This is a genomic window from Occultella gossypii, from assembly GCF_019947135.1.
Lineage (GTDB): Bacteria > Actinomycetota > Actinomycetes > Actinomycetales > Beutenbergiaceae > Occultella > Occultella gossypii.
In genome coordinates this window covers 392,348-407,621 of record NZ_JAGSHT010000002.1, presented here as the reverse complement: position 1 = coordinate 407,621, position 15,274 = coordinate 392,348, and the positions used below count along the sequence as shown (strand labels likewise).

Here is a 15,274-nt window from a genome sequence, read left to right as displayed (position 1 = left end):
CGCTGGGAAAGTACGGGCGAACGTGGCAGGATCTAGCGAGTGCCGAAGGACGAAGCGGAGCGGCTGAGCGACCTGAAGAGACTGCGACGGATCCGGGACCGGATCGACCGCGAGTACGCCCAGCCGCTCAACGTGGACGCGCTGGCGCAGGCCGAGTACATGTCGTCCGGTCACCTGAGCCGGGAGTTCCGGGCCGCGTTCGGCGAGTCGCCGTACAGCTACCTGATGACCCGACGCATCGAGCGCGCGATGGCGCTCCTGCGCGTGGGCGAACGCTCCGTGACCGAGGTGTGCTTCGCCGTCGGGTTCTCCTCCCTCGGTACGTTCAGCACCCGGTTCACCGAACTCGTGGGCATGCCGCCCAGCGTCTATCGGAGCGAGGATGCCGGGCCGCCGGCCGGCATCCCGGCGTGCGTCGCGAAACGAGTCGCCCGACCGATCAGGAATCGAGAAGCGCCCGCACCGACGCCGGAACTAACGTGAGGCGCATGGACATCACCATTCACCAGGCATATCTTCCGCAGACCGATCCGGACGCCGCGCTGGCGTTCTATCGGGACACGCTCGGCTTCGAGGTTCGCAACGACGTCGAGTACCAGGGCCTCCACTGGCTCACCGTCGGTCCTCCGGGACAGCCCGAGACGTCGATCGTGCTGCACCCGCCGGCGGCCGACCCGGGCATCACCGAGGACGAGCGCAAGGTCATCGCCGAGATGATGGCCAAGGGCACCTTCGCGGGGATCAACCTCGCCACCAAGGACCTCGACGAGACGTTCGAGAAGGTCCAGGCCGGTACCGTCGGCGAGGTCGTCCAGGAGCCGACCGAGCAGCCCTGGGGGGTCCGGGACGCCGCGTTCCGGGACCCGTCCGGCAACATGATCCGCATCTTCGAGAGCAAGTAGACAGCGTTGGAGACACCGATGAACACCGCCGCGCACGCAGCCGACAGCCACGACCTGATCCGCGTGCACGGTGCCCGGGAGAACAATCTCAAGGACATCAGCGTCGATCTCCCGAAGAGACGGCTGACGGTGTTCACCGGGGTCTCCGGCTCCGGCAAGAGCTCGCTGGTCTTCGCCACCATCGCGGCGGAGTCCCAGCGGCTCATCAACGAGACCTACAGCGCCTTCGTCCAAGGCTTCATGCCCGCCATGGCGCGGCCTGACGTGGACCTGCTCGAAGGTCTGACCACGGCGATCCTGGTGGACCAGGAGCGGATCGGTGCCAATCCGCGGTCGACGGTCGGCACCATCACCGACGCGAACGCGATGCTCCGGATCGTGTTCAGCCGGCTCGGTCAACCGCACATCGGATCCCCGCAGGCGTTCTCCTTCAACGTCGCCTCCATCAGCGGCGCGGGCGCCGTGACGTTCGAGCGGGGCGGCGAGACCGTCAAGGAGCGACGAGACTTCGCCGTCGTGGGCGGGATGTGCCCCCGGTGCGAGGGCCGCGGCGCGGTGACCGACTTCGACCGGTCCGCGCTGTACGACGAGACGAAGTCCCTGAACGATGGCGCCCTGACGATCCCCGGCTACTCCATGGACGGCTGGTACGGCCGCATCTTCCGCGGCTCCGGCTGGTTCGACATGGACAAGCCGATCGGGAAGTACACGAAGAAGGAACTGGACGCCCTGCTCTACAAGCCGGCCACGAAGCTCAAGGTCGATGGCGTCAACCTGACGTACCTCGGTCTGATCCCGCAGATCCAGAAGTCGTTCCTCGTCAAGGACGTCGACTCCATGCAACCGCACATCCGCGCGTTCGTGGAGCGGGCCGTGACCTTCGCGACCTGCCCGGAGTGCGATGGCACCCGGCTCAACGAGGGAGCGCGCTCGTCGAAGGTCAAGGGCATCAGCATCGCAGACGCGTGCGCCATGCAGATCAGCGACCTGGCCGAATGGGTGCGCGAGCTCGACGAGCCCTCGGTCGGCCCGCTACTGGAGTCCCTACGCGACTCCCTCGACTCGTTCGTCGACATCGGCCTCGGCTACCTCAGCCTCGCCCGGCCCTCCGGCACCCTCTCCGGAGGCGAGGCGCAGCGCACCAAGATGATCCGCCACCTCGGCTCATCGCTCACGGACGTCACCTACGTCTTCGACGAGCCCAGCGTCGGCCTGCACCCGCACGACATCCAGCGGATGAACCGGCTGCTGCTCCAGCTGCGGGACAAGGGCAACACGGTCCTGGTCGTGGAGCACAAGCCGGAGGTCATCGGGATCGCCGACCACGTCGTCGACCTCGGGCCGCGGGCCGGCACCGCCGGGGGAGAGGTGATGTTCGAGGGCAGCGTCGAGGGTCTGCGCGCCGCCGACACCATCACGGGCAAGCACCTCGACGACAGGGCGAGGCTGAAGGACTCGCTACGGACGCCGTCGGGCGCCTTGGAGGTTCGCGCAGCGAACACGAACAACCTCCGTAACGTCGACGTCGACATCCCGCTCGGGATGCTCACCGTCCTGACCGGGGTCGCCGGCTCGGGCAAGAGCTCCCTGATCCAGGGCTCGGTCGCAGGGCGCGACGGTGTGGTGACCATCGACCAGACCGCGATCCGCGGATCCCGGCGTAGCAACCCGGCCACCTACACCGGGCTCCTCGAGCCGATCCGGAAGGCGTTCGCGAAGGCCAACGGCGTCAAGCCCGCGCTGTTCAGCGCGAACTCCGAGGGCGCCTGCCCGGCGTGCAAGGGCGCCGGCGTGGTCTACCAGGACCTCGGCATCATGGCGGGCGTCGCCACGACCTGCGTGGAATGTGAGGGCAAGCGGTTCCAGGCCTCCGTGCTGGACTACCACCTCGGCGGCCGCGACATCAGCGAGGTGCTCGCGATGCCGGTGGCCGACGCGAAGGTGTTCTTCGGCGAGGGCGAGGCCCGGATCCCGGCGGCGCACAAGATCCTGGTGCGCCTCGACGACGTCGGCCTCGGCTACGTGAGCCTCGGACAGCCGCTCACGACGCTGTCCGGCGGCGAGCGGCAACGCCTCAAGCTGGCCGCACAGATGGGGGACAAGGGCGAGGTCTACATCCTCGACGAGCCGACCAGCGGCCTGCACCTGGCGGACGTCGAGCAACTGCTCGCGCTGCTGGACCGGCTCGTGGACTCGGGCAAGTCCGTGATCGTGATCGAGCACCACCAGGCCGTCATGGCTCACGCCGACTGGATCATCGACCTGGGCCCGGGGGCAGGGCACGACGGCGGTGCGATCGTCTTCGAGGGCACGCCGGCCGATCTGGTGGCGCAGGGGTCCACGCTGACGGCCGAGCATCTCGCCGACTACGTCGGTGCGGGAAAGCTGGTCTCGTAGTTCACGCCGGCCACGGTGCTTCGATGCCCTCCCGAGCCTCCGAACCTCTGTCCTTCGACCGTGCGAGGGAGCTGGCGCGGCGCCACGGCTGGCGCGAGAAGGTGCTGATCTACCTGACCCGGCGCGCCGACGAGGTGCTCGTCCTGGAACACACCGAGTCCTACCCCACCGCGGGCGTGCAGGTGCCGGCAGGTGGGGTCGACCCGGGCGAGGCTCCTGCGGACGCGGCGATCCGGGAGCTCCTCGAGGAGACCGGCCTGCGCGTGCCGGGACCCGCGCGGCACCTCGGCTCGCACCTCTGGCACGACGAGGCGGCGTCGTCGCGGATCCGGCACTACTACCGGCTGACCGCCCCGCTCACCACGCCGGACCGGTGGGAGCACGTCGTGAGTGCGGGGGAGGAGGACTCCGGGATGCTGTTCCGGCTGTCCTTCCGGCCCTTGACCGATCCGGGGCTGACGCCGGGATTCGGCTGGGATGACGAACTCGGGCAACTCCGCGCCACCGCCCACGACGAGGTCGCCGAGAGCAGCCTTGTTACCGAGCGGCTCGAGCTTCGAGTGCCGACCGAGTCCGACATTCCTGCGATTCTGCGCGTCCACCAGGAGGACCTGGCGATCATGCACAACCCGGGAGATCGATTGGCCGACGAGGCGCAGGCCCGGGAACTGCTCGCTCGCTGGCAGCGTCAATGGCGCGACCATCGGATCGGCTACTGGTCGGTGCGTCGACAGGACGACCCGACGGTCATCGGGATCTGCGGGGTGAAGGCGATGACGCTCGGGGGCCGGCCGATCATGAATCTGCTGTACCGGTTCGATCCGAGCGCCTGGGGCAAGGGCTACGCCACGGAGGCCGCCCGGGCGGCAGTGGCCCGCTCACGCGCGCTCTACCCGGAGTTGCCAGTGGTGGCACGGGTGCGGCCTGCCAATCACGCGAGTGCGAACGTCGCACTCAGGGTCGGACTCAGCAGGGCCCCGGATCTGGACGAGCCCGGGGAGGATGGCGTCGACCATATCTACCTGAGTTCTTAGGTTCCGGACTTGATAGGCAAGCGTCTGCTTGCCTATAGTGGCCGCATGGCTGATGTGTTCCGCGCCCTCGACGACGAGACCAGACGTCTCGTCCTCGACCAGTTGGCCACCCGGGACGGGCAGACACTCTTCGAGATCTGCTCGATCCTGGCGGCGCGGTACGACGTCAGCCTGACGCGCCAGGCGGTCTCGCAGCACCTCGGAGTCCTCGAGGAGGCCGGGCTGATCAGGACCGAGCGACGCGGGCGTTCCAAGTACCACTACTTCACCCCAGAGCCACTCGCCGAGATCGCGCGGCGGTGGCCGATCGGACAAAGGACCGAACCATGAGGATCGAACTGACCGGCATCTTCGTCGACGACCAGCGCGCCGCGCTCGACTTCTACACCGACGTGCTCGGCTTCACCAAACGTCACGACATCCCGCTCGGGGATAACTTCTGGTTGACCGTAGCGTCGCCGGAGGTCCCCGACGGTCCCGAGCTGCTGCTGGAGCCGTCGGACCACCCGGCGGCGCGCACGTACCGGGCTGCGCTCGTCGAGGACGGGATCCCGCTCGTGCAGTTCGCCGTCGATGACGTGGAGGCAGAGCACACGCGCCTGACCGAGCGTGGTGTCGTGTTCACCCAGCCGCCGACGGACATCGGCACCGCCGTCGTGGCGGTCTTCGACGACACCTGCGGCAATCTCGTGCAGATCATCGCGATGAAGCCGGAGCCGGTGGCCGCCGGCTGACCCGGCGGCGGGGGAGTGGACCTACCCACTCCGGCCGGCTCACGGTCCGTCGGTGGCGCTCCACAACAGCTCGGGATTGTGCTCGAAACCTGCGCGTTCATACATCGGCACCGACAGTGGAGATGCGTGGACGGTCACGTGTTCACACCCTCGGCGTCGGGCCTCCTGCAGGACCGCCGCGACGAGCCGACTCCCGACGCCACGTCCGCGGAACTCCCGCAGCACGTAGCAGGACTGTAGGTCGCCGTTGAGTCGCTGCATCCGGTCGGGTGCTGGGACTCGTTCGAGAAGGGCCAGCCAGGCCATGCCGATCGCACTGCCGGACGATCGCGCGACGAACGCGACGTGCGAGTCGCTGTGGGCGCGAGCCCAGGCGACGGCTGACGCGACGTAGTCGTCGAGACTCGGCAGGTTCGCCCCGCCGTAGGGCTGGCCGTGAACCCAGTGCCACCGTAGGGAGGCCACAAGGCCGAGTTCGTCGTCGCGAGCCGGGCGCACATCGACGTCATGTGTCGTTTCGGTCACCTCACCATCGTGACAGACGGAGGCGCCCGGCCCCTGGAAGGCGTGACCGGCGACGATATCCATGAGCCCTGGCGAGGTACTGATCGGTACGGTCTCACGAGGGAGTGGCCACTGGGAGGAGAGGGACGTGTCCGTCAGAGAGATCCGTGCCGCCGGGCCACGCGCCCAGGAGCTGGCAACGAGCCTGTTGCAGCGCGCCCGACGAGCCGATCCGACGGCGGGCCTCTGGGAGGCCGCGGACGTCCAGTGGTGGTGGCGCAGTCCACGACGTTCCGACGACGTCGAGAAGCTGTTCTGGCTCGATGACGATGGGCCGGTCGCCGGCGTCCTGCTCACGACCTGGGCCGGCGAGACCTGGCAGTGTGATCCGATCGCCGTCCCGCACGCGTCGGGCCTCGAACCCGGTGACCTGTGGGAGCGTGCCCTGGAGCATGCAGGGAAGCACTGCGGGATCGGGTTCGAGGTGCCCGTGAGCGATGACGATCCTGTGTTTCGCGGGTTGGCCGAGCGCTCGGGTCTCGCCCCCGGTGATCGCGACAACACCGCCTGGATGGTGGCGTCGGACGGGCCCGAGGTCGCGCCACCCGCTGCGGGCTTCGCGCTCGTCGACCGCACGCAACGTTCGGACGCGCCGCACCCGATGAGTCACCGGAGTGGCGAAGGCATCGCACGGCGCCTGGAACAGTGCTCGCTCTACGACCACACGCTCGACCTGGCCGTCGAGGCCGCCGATGGACGGACCGCGGGGTATGCGCTCTTCTGGTTGGATCCGGTCACGAAGGTGGGACTGGTCGAGCCCGTGCGGGTCGAGGACGGCTACCAGCGTCGAGGACTCGCCCGGGCGATGCTCTCCGCGGGGATCGACCGACTCGCTGCGAGAGGCGCCGAGCGGGTGAAGGTCTCATACGAGACGCAGTCGGCGGGCGCCCTGTATCACGGCGTCGGTTTCCGGCAGACTTCCACGGCCACCTGGTATCGCACGGCTCGCGAGTAGGGACTCACCGACAGCCGTTTCGCGGAGCACCGACCCGATCCAGGCCGGTGAACGCTGTGAACCGGGAGCTTCGCGTCCCGGAGCCCGCGCATTTCCCATGTACACGCGGCCTACTCTGTCTGGATGAAGCAGTTCCACTGCGTCGATCGGCACGAGATCTGATGTTGCTGTCATTGACGGGCGCCAGCGGTGCAGGAAAGTCGACCACGCTGGCGCACCTCACCGCGACGGACTGGGAGCAGCCGGTCACCTGTGTCGAGTTCGACTCGGTGGGTGTGCCTCCGGACGCCGACACGGCGTGGCGACATGCCGTGATCGAGCAGTGGGTCCAGCGGGCCCTCGCCGCCCAGGATGAAGGCAGCCACGTTCTGCTGTGCGGTCAGGTTCCGGTCGGCGAACTGCTGGCCGCGCCGTCGGCAGATCGGCTCGATGGCATCGCTGCCTGCGTGCTGCACTGCTCACCCGAGGTACGTCGAGCCCGGCTGATGGAACGCGGCGAACCCGAGGACAGTCTCGAACATCACGTTGCGTTCGGTGAGTGGTCCCACGGTCACGCCGTGGACCCGACCTTCCACCCGGAGGTCATTCGCGTTGAGAGCTCCGTCCCGATGCGTTGGGAGCGATGGGACGAGTGGCGCAGTGGCGACCCCCGCTGGCCAGCCCACGTCGTCGACACGGACGGATCGACGCCTGAGCAGGTGGCTCAGCAGGTGGTGGCGTGGGCGCGTGACGTGATCGCCCTCGGCGCGCTCCGGCTCCCGACCGAGAGGTGAGCGTCCGCCGCGGGTGCGCGCAGCTGCCCTTCGTTCTCGTCGGCCGCTCCGATGAGTCCCGGTCGATGGTCCGGTCTATCCAGGCATGGCAACCGTACTCATGCACGCAGTGGTGTCCCTCGACGGGTTCGTCGCGGCTGACGACGACGCCGTCGGCCCGCTCTTTGACTGGTACTTCAACGGCGACCGGCCGCTGGAGCACATGGGGATGAGCCTCTCGCAGGCGTCCTACGACTACACGAGGCCCATGTGGGACTCGATCGGGGCAACGATCATGGGCAGGCACCTGTTCGACCTGACGAACGGCTGGGAGGCCAAGCCGCCGGCGGGGGAGCACCTCGTGGTCGTCTCCCACCGGCCGAAACCGGATGGGTGGCATCCCGAGGCCGACGTCCCGTTCCTCGACAACGTCCCGGATGCCATCGCCGAAGCCAGCCGGCGCGCCGGCGACGGTGTGGTCGCCCTCTGCGCCGGGGACGTCGGCGGCCAGGCCCTGGCAGCTGGTCTCGTCGACGAGGTGGCGATGGACGTCGTCCCGGTCGTGTTCGGCTCAGGGAAGCGCTACTTCGGGCCGGTCGACGGCCAGCACCTGCTTGAAGACCCGCACGCGGTGGTCCAGGGCAACCGCGTGCTGCACCTGCGCTACCGCGTTCGGAAGGGGTGACGTCCCCGCACGGCAGTGTGCGGCCACGTCAGGTCATGACGTCCTCCCGGGTGTCGGACCGTCGCAGATGTCGTCGAGCAACGGGCTGAGGTGCCACGAACTCAGGGCACGGGCCGCCTGCCTGGCACCCGCTGACAGGGCCGTACCGACGTCAGCACCGTCGAGCGTCGAGTCGAGGAACCCGGCCAGAAAAGCGTCGCCGGCGCCGTTCGTGTCGACGACCCGCTCGACCGGCACCGCCGCGACCTGCCACTCCCGGTGCCCGGCGTCCACGGCACGGGCACCCTCGGCACCGAGCGTGCACACGACAACGCTCGCTCCGCCGTCGACCAGCTCGTGCATGAGGTCGCCCGGCGCGTGCAGACCGTCGGCGTTCATGAAGACGTGTGAAGCGCGCTCGATGAACGGCCGATGGAACGGCGCCTGCCCGTCGTAGTCGTGCAGGTCGGTCCAGACGAGGTCGCGTCGGGCTTCAATGAGCGTGACGACATCGTGGGTCCATCCGGCCAGGTCGACCACGACCGCTCGCGCATCGTGCACTCGCGCGGCCAGGCGAGAGGCGACCACGTCGGCGTCAAGATCAAGTTTCGGGACCGACAGGTAGATCGAGACCCGCTCGCCGCGCTCGGTCAGCAGGTTCGCGTGGCGCTCGCTCGGCCCTCCGACGGTGATCGGTTCGTAATCGATCCCGGCGCGGGACAGCGCGTGGGCCACCGATCCTCCCGCGGCATCGGACCCGACCAGCGTGGTCAGGTGCAACGAGCGACCGAGATCGGCCAGGTGCAGGGCCTTGCCCGCGGACGTGCCGCCGAGCGTCTCGAAGGAGGCCCTGGCGAACACCGTCTGAGACCGGGGTTCGGGGAGTTCGTCCAGGTGCACCAGGGTGTTCCACGAGGCTGGTCCCAGTACTTCGACGTCAGCCATGCTCCCAAGGGTAGGCGGAGCCGTCGAGCCAGATCGGGGGAGAGGTCCGGGAAGTTTCGACCGAACTGCGGGTGAAGCCGCTCGGCTTCTCGCTGCCGTGACCGGCGATTGTTATCGAGGCTTCATCAAGTAGTCGCAGGGTTCTCGCTGGTGACGATCTGGTTCAGGCGGGCGTTGACAGCGGTCAGCAGCCGGTCGCACCTGGCGACGGTCGGCGGCGTGTCGCCCAACTCGAGCCGGTTCAGCGTCTGTCGAGACGCCACGACAGAACCGGGCGGAAACTGCTGCCAGGTGAGGTCGATCGCCATCAGGTCAAGCCCAACACAGAGTTCGTTCCAGAAGTGGACCTCCTGCCTGACGCCGGTCCACACCGAGCCCCTGACGATGTCGGCGGCCGGCAAGAAGTGCTGGACGACGCGCGCCGTCGGATAGCACTGTCCGAGCGCAGGATTTCGCTCGTCCCAGACGCCGCGGTACGACGTCCGGCGACTCCACGACGCTTCGACGGCCTCCCGGAGCACGATCAGGTCCACGGCGGTCACACACGGCAGGCTATCGATGGTCGCCGCATGCAGGACGGTCCGGCAGGACGTGACCTGAGGTGTACTCGGTCATGTCTCAACGGCGATAATGGCGTCGTGCCTGGGTTCCAGCAGTCGAAGAAGCCGTCGGACGAGGTCATCAACCAGATCTGCGGAGGATGAGCACGGCGCGCCCATCCCCGTACCTCCCCGCAGGCGCGCGCGTCATCACGCTCGCTAGCAGTCCGAAGCCGAGGGGAGTCGCCTCGAACATGGGGCATCTCAAGGAGCCCGTCGTGGTCGGCCTGTGGCTGGGTGGTGCGGAGCCCGTCGTGACCATCTCCGAGGGCAGCGGCCATCTCGGGTCTGGGGGCGCCATGTGGCTGGAGGAGGTCCTCACGGAGTCCGGTGGCTTGCAGCAACGATGGGAGCAGGCCTTCGCGCAGGCCGGCGCGCTGTGGGTGGTGCCCTTCCTCGGCCGTGTCGCCGCCGGCGAGCAGGTCGCCGAGGACGAGATCGTCAATGCCTACCGACAGCGCCACGGCACGGAGCCGGCCGTCAGGGTCAGCTGGCACGCGTGATGGTGTCGACCTGGAGCGCGGGAGCCAGCGACAGGGCAGCATCTGCCGCAGATCACTGGACGAGTCGCCCCCGACGCGTCAGGCTTGATCCATGCTGAGAATCGGAGCCGTCGTGATGAACGTGTCGGACGTCGACCGGGCCGGGGCGTTCTGGTCGGCAGCACTCGGGTACACGAGGCAACCGCACAACCCGGCGTTCTTGGCGCCCGAGGGTTCTGGTGGCACTCGGCTCCACCTAGACGGCGAAGACAGAACCCACCTCGATCTCTGGGCCGACGACGAGGCCGATCAACGGGCACAGGTCGACCGCCTGATCTCGCTCGGCGCTCGGAGGGTGGATTGGGACTATCCCGACGATGCCGATTTCGTCGTCCTGGCTGATCCCGACGGCAACCTGTTCTGCGTGATCGCCTGGCCCACTCGGGACTTGACCAGCCAGCTCATCGGCACGAGCGAGCGTTGCAGCTTGCATCCACTTCTGGTCCACTCGGGCTACGCCGATAATGTACATTATGTCAGTTCAGTGCGGAGTGGCCAGGTCCAGGCGCAGCGCAGGATGAAGGCCAGGAGCAGCACCTCGAGTCCGATGGAGAGGCCGTAGAAGTACAAGTAGGTCCAGGACTCCCCTACCGCGTTGTAAATCGAGACGGGGATGTAGAGCGCTGCTACGACGAGGTTGATGGTGCGGTTGACACGGGCGGGCAGCGTCGTGGAGAGCAGGATCATGAGGATCGGGATGGCCATGAGCGTGAGCGCACTGGCGACAAAGGTTGGGCCGAGGTCGAACTCGTGGACGATGCCGGCCAGGATGTCGTCGACGGCGCCGGGCTTGTACAGCGCGAGGTAGTCGACGTAGATGTAGAGGAACATGAAACTGGTCCATGCTGCTGCGAGTTTGGCCTGCACGGGCATGCGCAGATCTTTCAGCGTGCTCTGAGACGGCGGATTCTCTGGTGCTGTGTGGGATCGAGGTGTTCTCATCACCATGCTCCTTGGCTTGTTCGGGTGGGCGCTTCCACCCTCACGGATGCCGGCGGCGGGTACATCAGCCCCGGAGCCTGATGCGACCTGGCCGTTGGCACAGCCGAGCTCTTGTACTTTCGGCGGATACGCCGAGACGCGGGGCTGCCTAGGCTGATCAGATGGCCACCAACGCACTCCGTTCGCTGTGGGCCGAACCGCGACCCACGAATGCCCAGGCCCGGGGGCCGCGGGACTGGGCTTTGGTGGCAGTACTGGTCTGCTGGTCCGTGGTGGAAGTGGTTCTTCGCGAGGACCTGGCGCCGCGCCCGCTGCTGCTGCTTGCGGCGCTCGCGGTCCTCGGCCCCCTGCTGTGGCGACGCACGCACCCGCTCGTCGCGGTTGCGGTCTCCTTCGGCACGTTGACGATCGTCGACGTCGTCAGAGTTCTCACCGGGGCGCAAGGCCCCCTGCTGGACAGCATCTTGGCGGTGCTGATCCTGGCCTACGCCCTGTTCCGGTGGGGCTCCGGTCGGGAAGCCGCAAGCGGACTCGGCGTCATTCTGGTCTGGCTGGCCATCACCACCCACGGCGCCGACCCCACCAGCTTGGCGGAGGCGGTCGCAGGGTACGCGTTCTTCCTGTTCGCGGCCGCGCTCGGCGCCGCGATCCGCTATCGCGCGAAGATCCGTATCCGCGACATCGACCAGGCCAAGGCCCGCGAACGGGAACAACTCGCTCGTGAACTCCACGACACCGTCGCCCACCACGTCTCGGGCATCGCAATCCAGGCCCAAGCAGGACGTGCCATCGCGGCCTCCCACCCCGAGCGTGCCATCGAGGCCCTGACCATCATCGAGGACGCGGCGACCCGCACCCTCACCGAGCTACGCGCCATCGTCGGCGTGCTCCGCGCCACGCAGGACACCGAATTCGCGCCGCAGCCCGGCGTGGCCGAGGTCGAACAGCTCGCCACCGATGGCCAGACGCGTCCCTGCGTCGAGGTGACGCTCTCCGGTGAGCTCGACGACCTCAGCCCGGCGGTCGGGGCCGCGATCTACCGCCTGGCCCAGGAGTCCATCACCAACGCTCGACGGCACGCCCGCCACGCGACCCAGGTCACCGTCGCCGTCACAGGTGACGACGACCGGGTACGGCTGACCATCCACGACGACGGCTCCCCCGCAGGCGGCCGCGCCCCAGCAGGCTACGGCCTCGTGGGCATGCAGGAGCGCGCTTCACTACTCGGCGGCACCTTCCACGCGGGTCCCGCCGCCGAGCGTGGCTGGCGGGTAGAGGCGGTCCTGCCCCGAACCGGGACGTCACGATGAGCATCAGGGTACTCATCGCCGACGACCAGCCCATCGTGCGCACCGGGCTGACGATGCTGCTCGACGCCCAACCCGACATCGAAGTGGTCGGTGCGGCCGCCGACGGGCGCGAGGCAGTCCGCCTGGCGCACCAGCTGCGCCCCGACGTCGGCTTGTTCGACATCCGAATGCCGCTGATGGACGGCATCGAAGCCACCCGACGCCTCGCCGGCCCCGACGTCACCGACCCCCTGCCGATCGTGGTCATCACCACCTTCGACCTCGACGAGTATGTCCACGGGGCGCTCAAAGCCGGCGCCCGTGGGTTCCTGCTCAAGGACGCCGGACCCGCCCTGCTGACGCAGGCCATCCACGCCGCCGCCGACGGAGACGCACTGATCGCACCCAGCGTGACTGTCCGACTGCTCGCAGCGTTCGCCCACGCACAGACCTCGCCACCGAGGCAGCCGATAGAACCGCTCACCGCCCGCGAAGAGGAAGTCCTCGTGCCGGTAGCCCAAGGCCGCACCAACAATGAGATCGCTAGCGCGCTCTACATCACCCCAAGCACCGTCAAAGCCCACCTCGCCAGCCTCATGCGAAAGGTCGGCGCCCGAAACCGTGTCGAGGTCGCCATGTGGGCCCACGAGACCGGCCGCATCTGACGCCGCAAAGGCTACCGCCGCCGCTTGCTGCGACCCCCATGGCGTCACACAACGGCTCGCGCGCATATCGACCAGCTTTGTAGTAAGCCACTCCCCCGTTGCTATCGGAGCAGCTGCCGGGGGAGGCTGCGCCTCCGCCTTGGGGCACGCCCGCGTACGGAGATGCCAAGGCGCATGAGACGGCCCTGCCGCCTACTAATCGCAGACATTTGGCATCCCGCAGTTAGCAGATGCCATCCTCCATGCGACAGGACATCAGAGGCTCCGCCTTGGGACCCCTCCCCCTCTATCTCCCGGCGTCGGCGGGCATCTGACCTGTTCAAGCATGCAGCGAGTCGGCGCGCGCCGACGATGCGGACGTAGATCGTCCGTCCAACGTGCTTCGATTGGCGGCATGGTGATGGATGAGTACACGATCGAGCCCTTGACTGTTCACACGTGGAACGCGTTCGCTGCCCTGGTGGAGCGTCACAACGGGATCTTCGGCGGCTGCTGGTGCACCTACTTCCACCCCGACTGTTCCGAGCGGGAGCCAGGCTACGAGGGCAGCCGCAAGCTGAAGAAGCGGCTCGTCGAAACCGACCAGGCCCATGCTGCGCTGGTGATGGTCGACGATGAGGCGGTCGCCTGGGCCGAGTACGGCACTCCGGATGAGTTGCCGAACATCCATCACCGCAAGCAGTACCTTGCCGAGGCCGACGTCATTCCCGACTACCGCATCACCTGCATATTCGTCGACAAGCGTTACCGCAGGCTGGGCTACGCCAAGGAGGCTCTGGCCGGTGCGCTCGATCTGATCGCAGCGCAGGGTGGCGGTGTGGTCGAGGGTTACCCGCACGAGATCGGTGAGAAGAGGATGAGCAACTCGTTCGTCTACAACGGAACACGCGCGATGTACGAGCAAGCCGGCTTCGAGTTCGTCCGCGCCAAGGGGTTGAAGAACACGGTCATGCGTCGGACGGTCCAGCCGGCCTGACCTTGCCCAACCGCAATGACTGAACCTGATCCGCAAACCCGTCACGACGCCGAGTCAGGGGCCCGAAAGGTGCGTCGGTACGCCATTGGTGAGGTCCCGGCGTGGCGGGCGAAATGCTGTCGCATCGATATCGCCGTACCGAATCCACAATGCGAGGCGATCGACTCGATCGGCAGGTCCGTGGTCTCCAACAGTTCTTGCGCGTGAGTCACGCGCTGGCGCAGCAGCCACTGCACCGGCGTCGTGCCGGTCTGTTCCTTGAACATCCGATTCGCTGTCCGCGGGCTGGCGCCTATCCGGGCGGCGATCTGCGTCAACGTCACCGGTTGGTCCAGACGACCCCGTAGCCACCGCAGGGTCGGCTCCAGCACGCCGCGATCGTCCTCTGGTTCGGGGTGCACGACGTACGGCTTCTGCCCACCGCTCCGTTGCGGCGGCACCACCATGTGGCGGGCCACCTCGGCCGCGGCTGCCGCACCGAAGTCCTCACGGATCATGTGCAGGCAGAGGTCGATGCCGCTGGCTCCCCCCGCGCACGTGAGGACGTCGCCGTGGTCGACGTACAGCACGTCGACGTCGACCACGACCTCGGGAAACTGCGCGGCGAACACGTCGGCGCGGGACCAGTGGGTGGCGATCCGACGTCCATCGAGCAGTCCGGCAGCAGCCATGACCTGGCCGCCGCCGGCGCTGATCGAGGCGATCCTGATCTCTCGTCGGTGCGCCTCCCTGAGTAGCGCGAGCACCGACTCCGGCGGGTCCTGCAGGCGCGGCCTGCCGATCACCACGATCGTGTCGGCATCCAGCGCATCGGCCAACGGCCGAGCGGGCGTGTAGCGGTACATCTCGATGTCGCCGACACCGGTGATGGCGAGCCCTTCACCGTCGCCGCAGACCATCACGTCGTAGAGCCGGTCGCCGAAGAGTTCACCAGGTGCCTTCTTGGCTCCGTGGGCCGTGGTGAACACCTGGAGCGGCATCGCCAGGTCGAAGCTGTGCACCCGGTCGAAAGCCAGGACTGCGACACGATGTCGACGTGAGCCAGATTCACCCATGGCAATAATCTATCGAATAGTGACATTGCTGCCACTGGTGCGCCGGGGCGGGTCTCTTGACACTGAGAGGCATGGTGCTCCAGGTACTCATCTCGGTGTCTGCGATCGGCGTGTTCATCGCGGTCGGCTGGCTGACCGACCGACTGCTCTCCGGAGACGTCGAGCGGTGGGCGCGATCCACGACAGCCGCTTGGCACAAACCCCCAGAATCTGCCGGCGGCATCTCCGATGACCGCAACGACATCAATCATCAGGCTGC

The 15,274-nt window shown here is 67.7% G+C and carries 18 protein-coding genes and 1 pseudogene; 14 read left to right on the top strand and 5 right to left on the bottom strand.

The features are described 5' to 3' along the window. The first annotated feature begins 39 nt into the window (after positions 1–39). Genes KCQ71_RS02985 through KCQ71_RS02960 form a run of 6 tightly spaced genes read left to right on the top strand, consistent with a single transcriptional unit; the run spans position 40 to position 5,067 of the window. Positions 40–483, top strand: a complete 444-nt coding sequence (locus KCQ71_RS02985; protein ID WP_223402671.1) for a helix-turn-helix transcriptional regulator — start codon at positions 40–42, stop codon at positions 481–483. 5 nt (positions 484–488) lie between these two features. Next, complete coding sequence (locus KCQ71_RS02980) at positions 489–902, top strand: VOC family protein (RefSeq protein ID WP_223402669.1); 414 nt, start codon at positions 489–491, stop codon at positions 900–902. 18 nt (positions 903–920) lie between these two features. Then, the gene (locus KCQ71_RS02975) at positions 921–3,299 is read left to right on the top strand and encodes an ATP-binding cassette domain-containing protein (protein WP_223402667.1); all 2,379 of its coding nucleotides are present in this window, start codon (positions 921–923) and stop codon (positions 3,297–3,299) included. Positions 3,300–3,322: 23 nt separating this feature from the next. Next, positions 3,323–4,333 carry a GNAT family N-acetyltransferase gene (locus KCQ71_RS02970; RefSeq protein WP_223402665.1) on the top strand — a complete coding sequence of 337 codons (1,011 nt, stop codon included), beginning with the start codon at positions 3,323–3,325 and terminating at the stop codon, positions 4,331–4,333. Positions 4,334–4,378: 45 nt separating this feature from the next. Beyond that, positions 4,379–4,663 carry an ArsR/SmtB family transcription factor gene (locus tag KCQ71_RS02965; RefSeq protein WP_223402663.1) on the top strand — a complete coding sequence of 95 codons (285 nt, stop codon included), beginning with the start codon at positions 4,379–4,381 and terminating at the stop codon, positions 4,661–4,663. Then, complete coding sequence (locus KCQ71_RS02960) at positions 4,660–5,067, top strand: VOC family protein (protein WP_223402661.1); 408 nt, start codon at positions 4,660–4,662, stop codon at positions 5,065–5,067. Before KCQ71_RS02965 ends, KCQ71_RS02960 begins: the two co-directional genes overlap by 4 nt. A gap of 39 nt (positions 5,068–5,106) precedes the next feature. On the opposite strand, the gene KCQ71_RS02955 is transcribed toward KCQ71_RS02960, so the two are convergent. After that, positions 5,107–5,592 carry a GNAT family N-acetyltransferase gene (locus KCQ71_RS02955; RefSeq protein ID WP_223402659.1) on the bottom strand — a complete coding sequence of 162 codons (486 nt, stop codon included), beginning with the start codon at positions 5,590–5,592 and terminating at the stop codon, positions 5,107–5,109. A 127-nt stretch (positions 5,593–5,719) separates the two neighbouring features. Between KCQ71_RS02955 and KCQ71_RS27510 the strand changes: the two genes are divergently transcribed. From KCQ71_RS27510 to KCQ71_RS02940, 3 genes are all read left to right on the top strand, one after another. Continuing rightward, positions 5,720–6,586: a GNAT family N-acetyltransferase gene (locus tag KCQ71_RS27510; RefSeq protein WP_223402657.1), complete on the top strand. Its 867-nt coding sequence runs from the start codon at positions 5,720–5,722 to the stop codon at positions 6,584–6,586. A 47-nt stretch (positions 6,587–6,633) separates the two neighbouring features. Further along, positions 6,634–7,359 (top strand): DEAD/DEAH box helicase family protein, encoded by a 726-nt coding sequence (locus KCQ71_RS02945; RefSeq protein WP_223402655.1) that lies wholly within the window; start codon positions 6,634–6,636, stop codon positions 7,357–7,359. 85 nt (positions 7,360–7,444) lie between these two features. After that, positions 7,445–8,023: a dihydrofolate reductase family protein gene (locus KCQ71_RS02940; RefSeq protein WP_223402654.1), complete on the top strand. Its 579-nt coding sequence runs from the start codon at positions 7,445–7,447 to the stop codon at positions 8,021–8,023. A 33-nt stretch (positions 8,024–8,056) separates the two neighbouring features. Here the strand turns inward: KCQ71_RS02940 and KCQ71_RS02935 are convergent, their stop codons facing one another. Both KCQ71_RS02935 and KCQ71_RS02930 read right to left on the bottom strand, forming a co-directional pair. After that, positions 8,057–8,947, bottom strand: coding sequence for a carbohydrate kinase family protein (locus KCQ71_RS02935; protein ID WP_223402652.1), 891 nt, complete (start codon positions 8,945–8,947; stop codon positions 8,057–8,059). Between the two features lie 125 nt (positions 8,948–9,072). Next, the gene (locus KCQ71_RS02930; RefSeq protein ID WP_223402650.1) at positions 9,073–9,489 is read right to left on the bottom strand and encodes a YunG family protein; all 417 of its coding nucleotides are present in this window, start codon (positions 9,487–9,489) and stop codon (positions 9,073–9,075) included. A gap of 251 nt (positions 9,490–9,740) precedes the next feature. Between KCQ71_RS02930 and KCQ71_RS02925 the strand changes: the two genes are divergently transcribed. Both KCQ71_RS02925 and KCQ71_RS27850 read left to right on the top strand, forming a co-directional pair. Then, positions 9,741–10,049: a hypothetical protein gene (locus KCQ71_RS02925; protein ID WP_223402648.1), complete on the top strand. Its 309-nt coding sequence runs from the start codon at positions 9,741–9,743 to the stop codon at positions 10,047–10,049. A gap of 91 nt (positions 10,050–10,140) precedes the next feature. Next, a pseudogene (locus KCQ71_RS27850) lies at positions 10,141–10,458 on the top strand (VOC family protein); the annotation flags it as partial. Positions 10,459–10,559: 101 nt separating this feature from the next. Here the strand turns inward: KCQ71_RS27850 and KCQ71_RS02915 are convergent. Then, the gene (locus KCQ71_RS02915) at positions 10,560–10,961 is read right to left on the bottom strand and encodes a DUF6326 family protein (RefSeq protein WP_223402646.1); all 402 of its coding nucleotides are present in this window, start codon (positions 10,959–10,961) and stop codon (positions 10,560–10,562) included. A gap of 230 nt (positions 10,962–11,191) precedes the next feature. Between KCQ71_RS02915 and KCQ71_RS02910 the strand changes: the two genes are divergently transcribed. The 3 genes from KCQ71_RS02910 to KCQ71_RS02900 all read left to right on the top strand — a co-directional run bounded on the left by KCQ71_RS02910 (position 11,192) and on the right by KCQ71_RS02900 (position 13,960). Then, the gene (locus tag KCQ71_RS02910; protein ID WP_223402644.1) at positions 11,192–12,340 is read left to right on the top strand and encodes a sensor histidine kinase; all 1,149 of its coding nucleotides are present in this window, start codon (positions 11,192–11,194) and stop codon (positions 12,338–12,340) included. Next, positions 12,337–12,984, top strand: a complete 648-nt coding sequence (locus KCQ71_RS02905) for a response regulator (protein ID WP_223402642.1) — start codon at positions 12,337–12,339, stop codon at positions 12,982–12,984. Before KCQ71_RS02910 ends, KCQ71_RS02905 begins: the two co-directional genes overlap by 4 nt. A gap of 394 nt (positions 12,985–13,378) precedes the next feature. Then, entirely contained in the window at positions 13,379–13,960 is a 582-nt protein-coding gene (locus tag KCQ71_RS02900; RefSeq protein ID WP_308116595.1) for a GNAT family N-acetyltransferase, read from the top strand. Positions 13,961–14,001: 41 nt separating this feature from the next. On the opposite strand, the gene KCQ71_RS02895 is transcribed toward KCQ71_RS02900, so the two are convergent. Then, on the bottom strand, positions 14,002–15,015 hold the full coding sequence (locus KCQ71_RS02895; RefSeq protein ID WP_223402640.1) for a GlxA family transcriptional regulator: 1,014 nt from the start codon (positions 15,013–15,015) through the stop codon (positions 14,002–14,004). Between the last annotated feature and the right edge of the window lie 259 nt (positions 15,016–15,274).

Excerpts from the sequence above, each read along its gene's own strand:
- KCQ71_RS02965 (WP_223402663.1), top strand. The coding sequence starts at position 4,379 with ATGGCTGATGTGTTCCGCGCCCTCGACGACGAGACCAGACGTCTCGTC.
- KCQ71_RS02910 (WP_223402644.1), top strand. The coding sequence starts at position 11,192 with ATGGCCACCAACGCACTCCGTTCGCTGTGGGCCGAACCGCGACCCACG.
- KCQ71_RS02970 (WP_223402665.1), top strand. The coding sequence starts at position 3,323 with ATGCCCTCCCGAGCCTCCGAACCTCTGTCCTTCGACCGTGCGAGGGAG.
- KCQ71_RS02960 (WP_223402661.1), top strand. The coding sequence starts at position 4,660 with ATGAGGATCGAACTGACCGGCATCTTCGTCGACGACCAGCGCGCCGCG.
- KCQ71_RS02900 (WP_308116595.1), top strand. The coding sequence starts at position 13,379 with ATGGTGATGGATGAGTACACGATCGAGCCCTTGACTGTTCACACGTGG.
- KCQ71_RS02915 (WP_223402646.1), bottom strand. The coding sequence starts at position 10,961 with ATGCCCGTGCAGGCCAAACTCGCAGCAGCATGGACCAGTTTCATGTTC.
- KCQ71_RS02905 (WP_223402642.1), top strand. The coding sequence starts at position 12,337 with ATGAGCATCAGGGTACTCATCGCCGACGACCAGCCCATCGTGCGCACC.
- KCQ71_RS02895 (WP_223402640.1), bottom strand. The coding sequence starts at position 15,015 with ATGGGTGAATCTGGCTCACGTCGACATCGTGTCGCAGTCCTGGCTTTC.
- KCQ71_RS02935 (WP_223402652.1), bottom strand. The coding sequence starts at position 8,947 with ATGGCTGACGTCGAAGTACTGGGACCAGCCTCGTGGAACACCCTGGTG.
- KCQ71_RS02975 (WP_223402667.1), top strand. The coding sequence starts at position 921 with ATGAACACCGCCGCGCACGCAGCCGACAGCCACGACCTGATCCGCGTG.
- KCQ71_RS02980 (WP_223402669.1), top strand. The coding sequence starts at position 489 with ATGGACATCACCATTCACCAGGCATATCTTCCGCAGACCGATCCGGAC.
- KCQ71_RS02940 (WP_223402654.1), top strand. The coding sequence starts at position 7,445 with ATGGCAACCGTACTCATGCACGCAGTGGTGTCCCTCGACGGGTTCGTC.
- KCQ71_RS02925 (WP_223402648.1), top strand. The coding sequence starts at position 9,741 with ATGGGGCATCTCAAGGAGCCCGTCGTGGTCGGCCTGTGGCTGGGTGGT.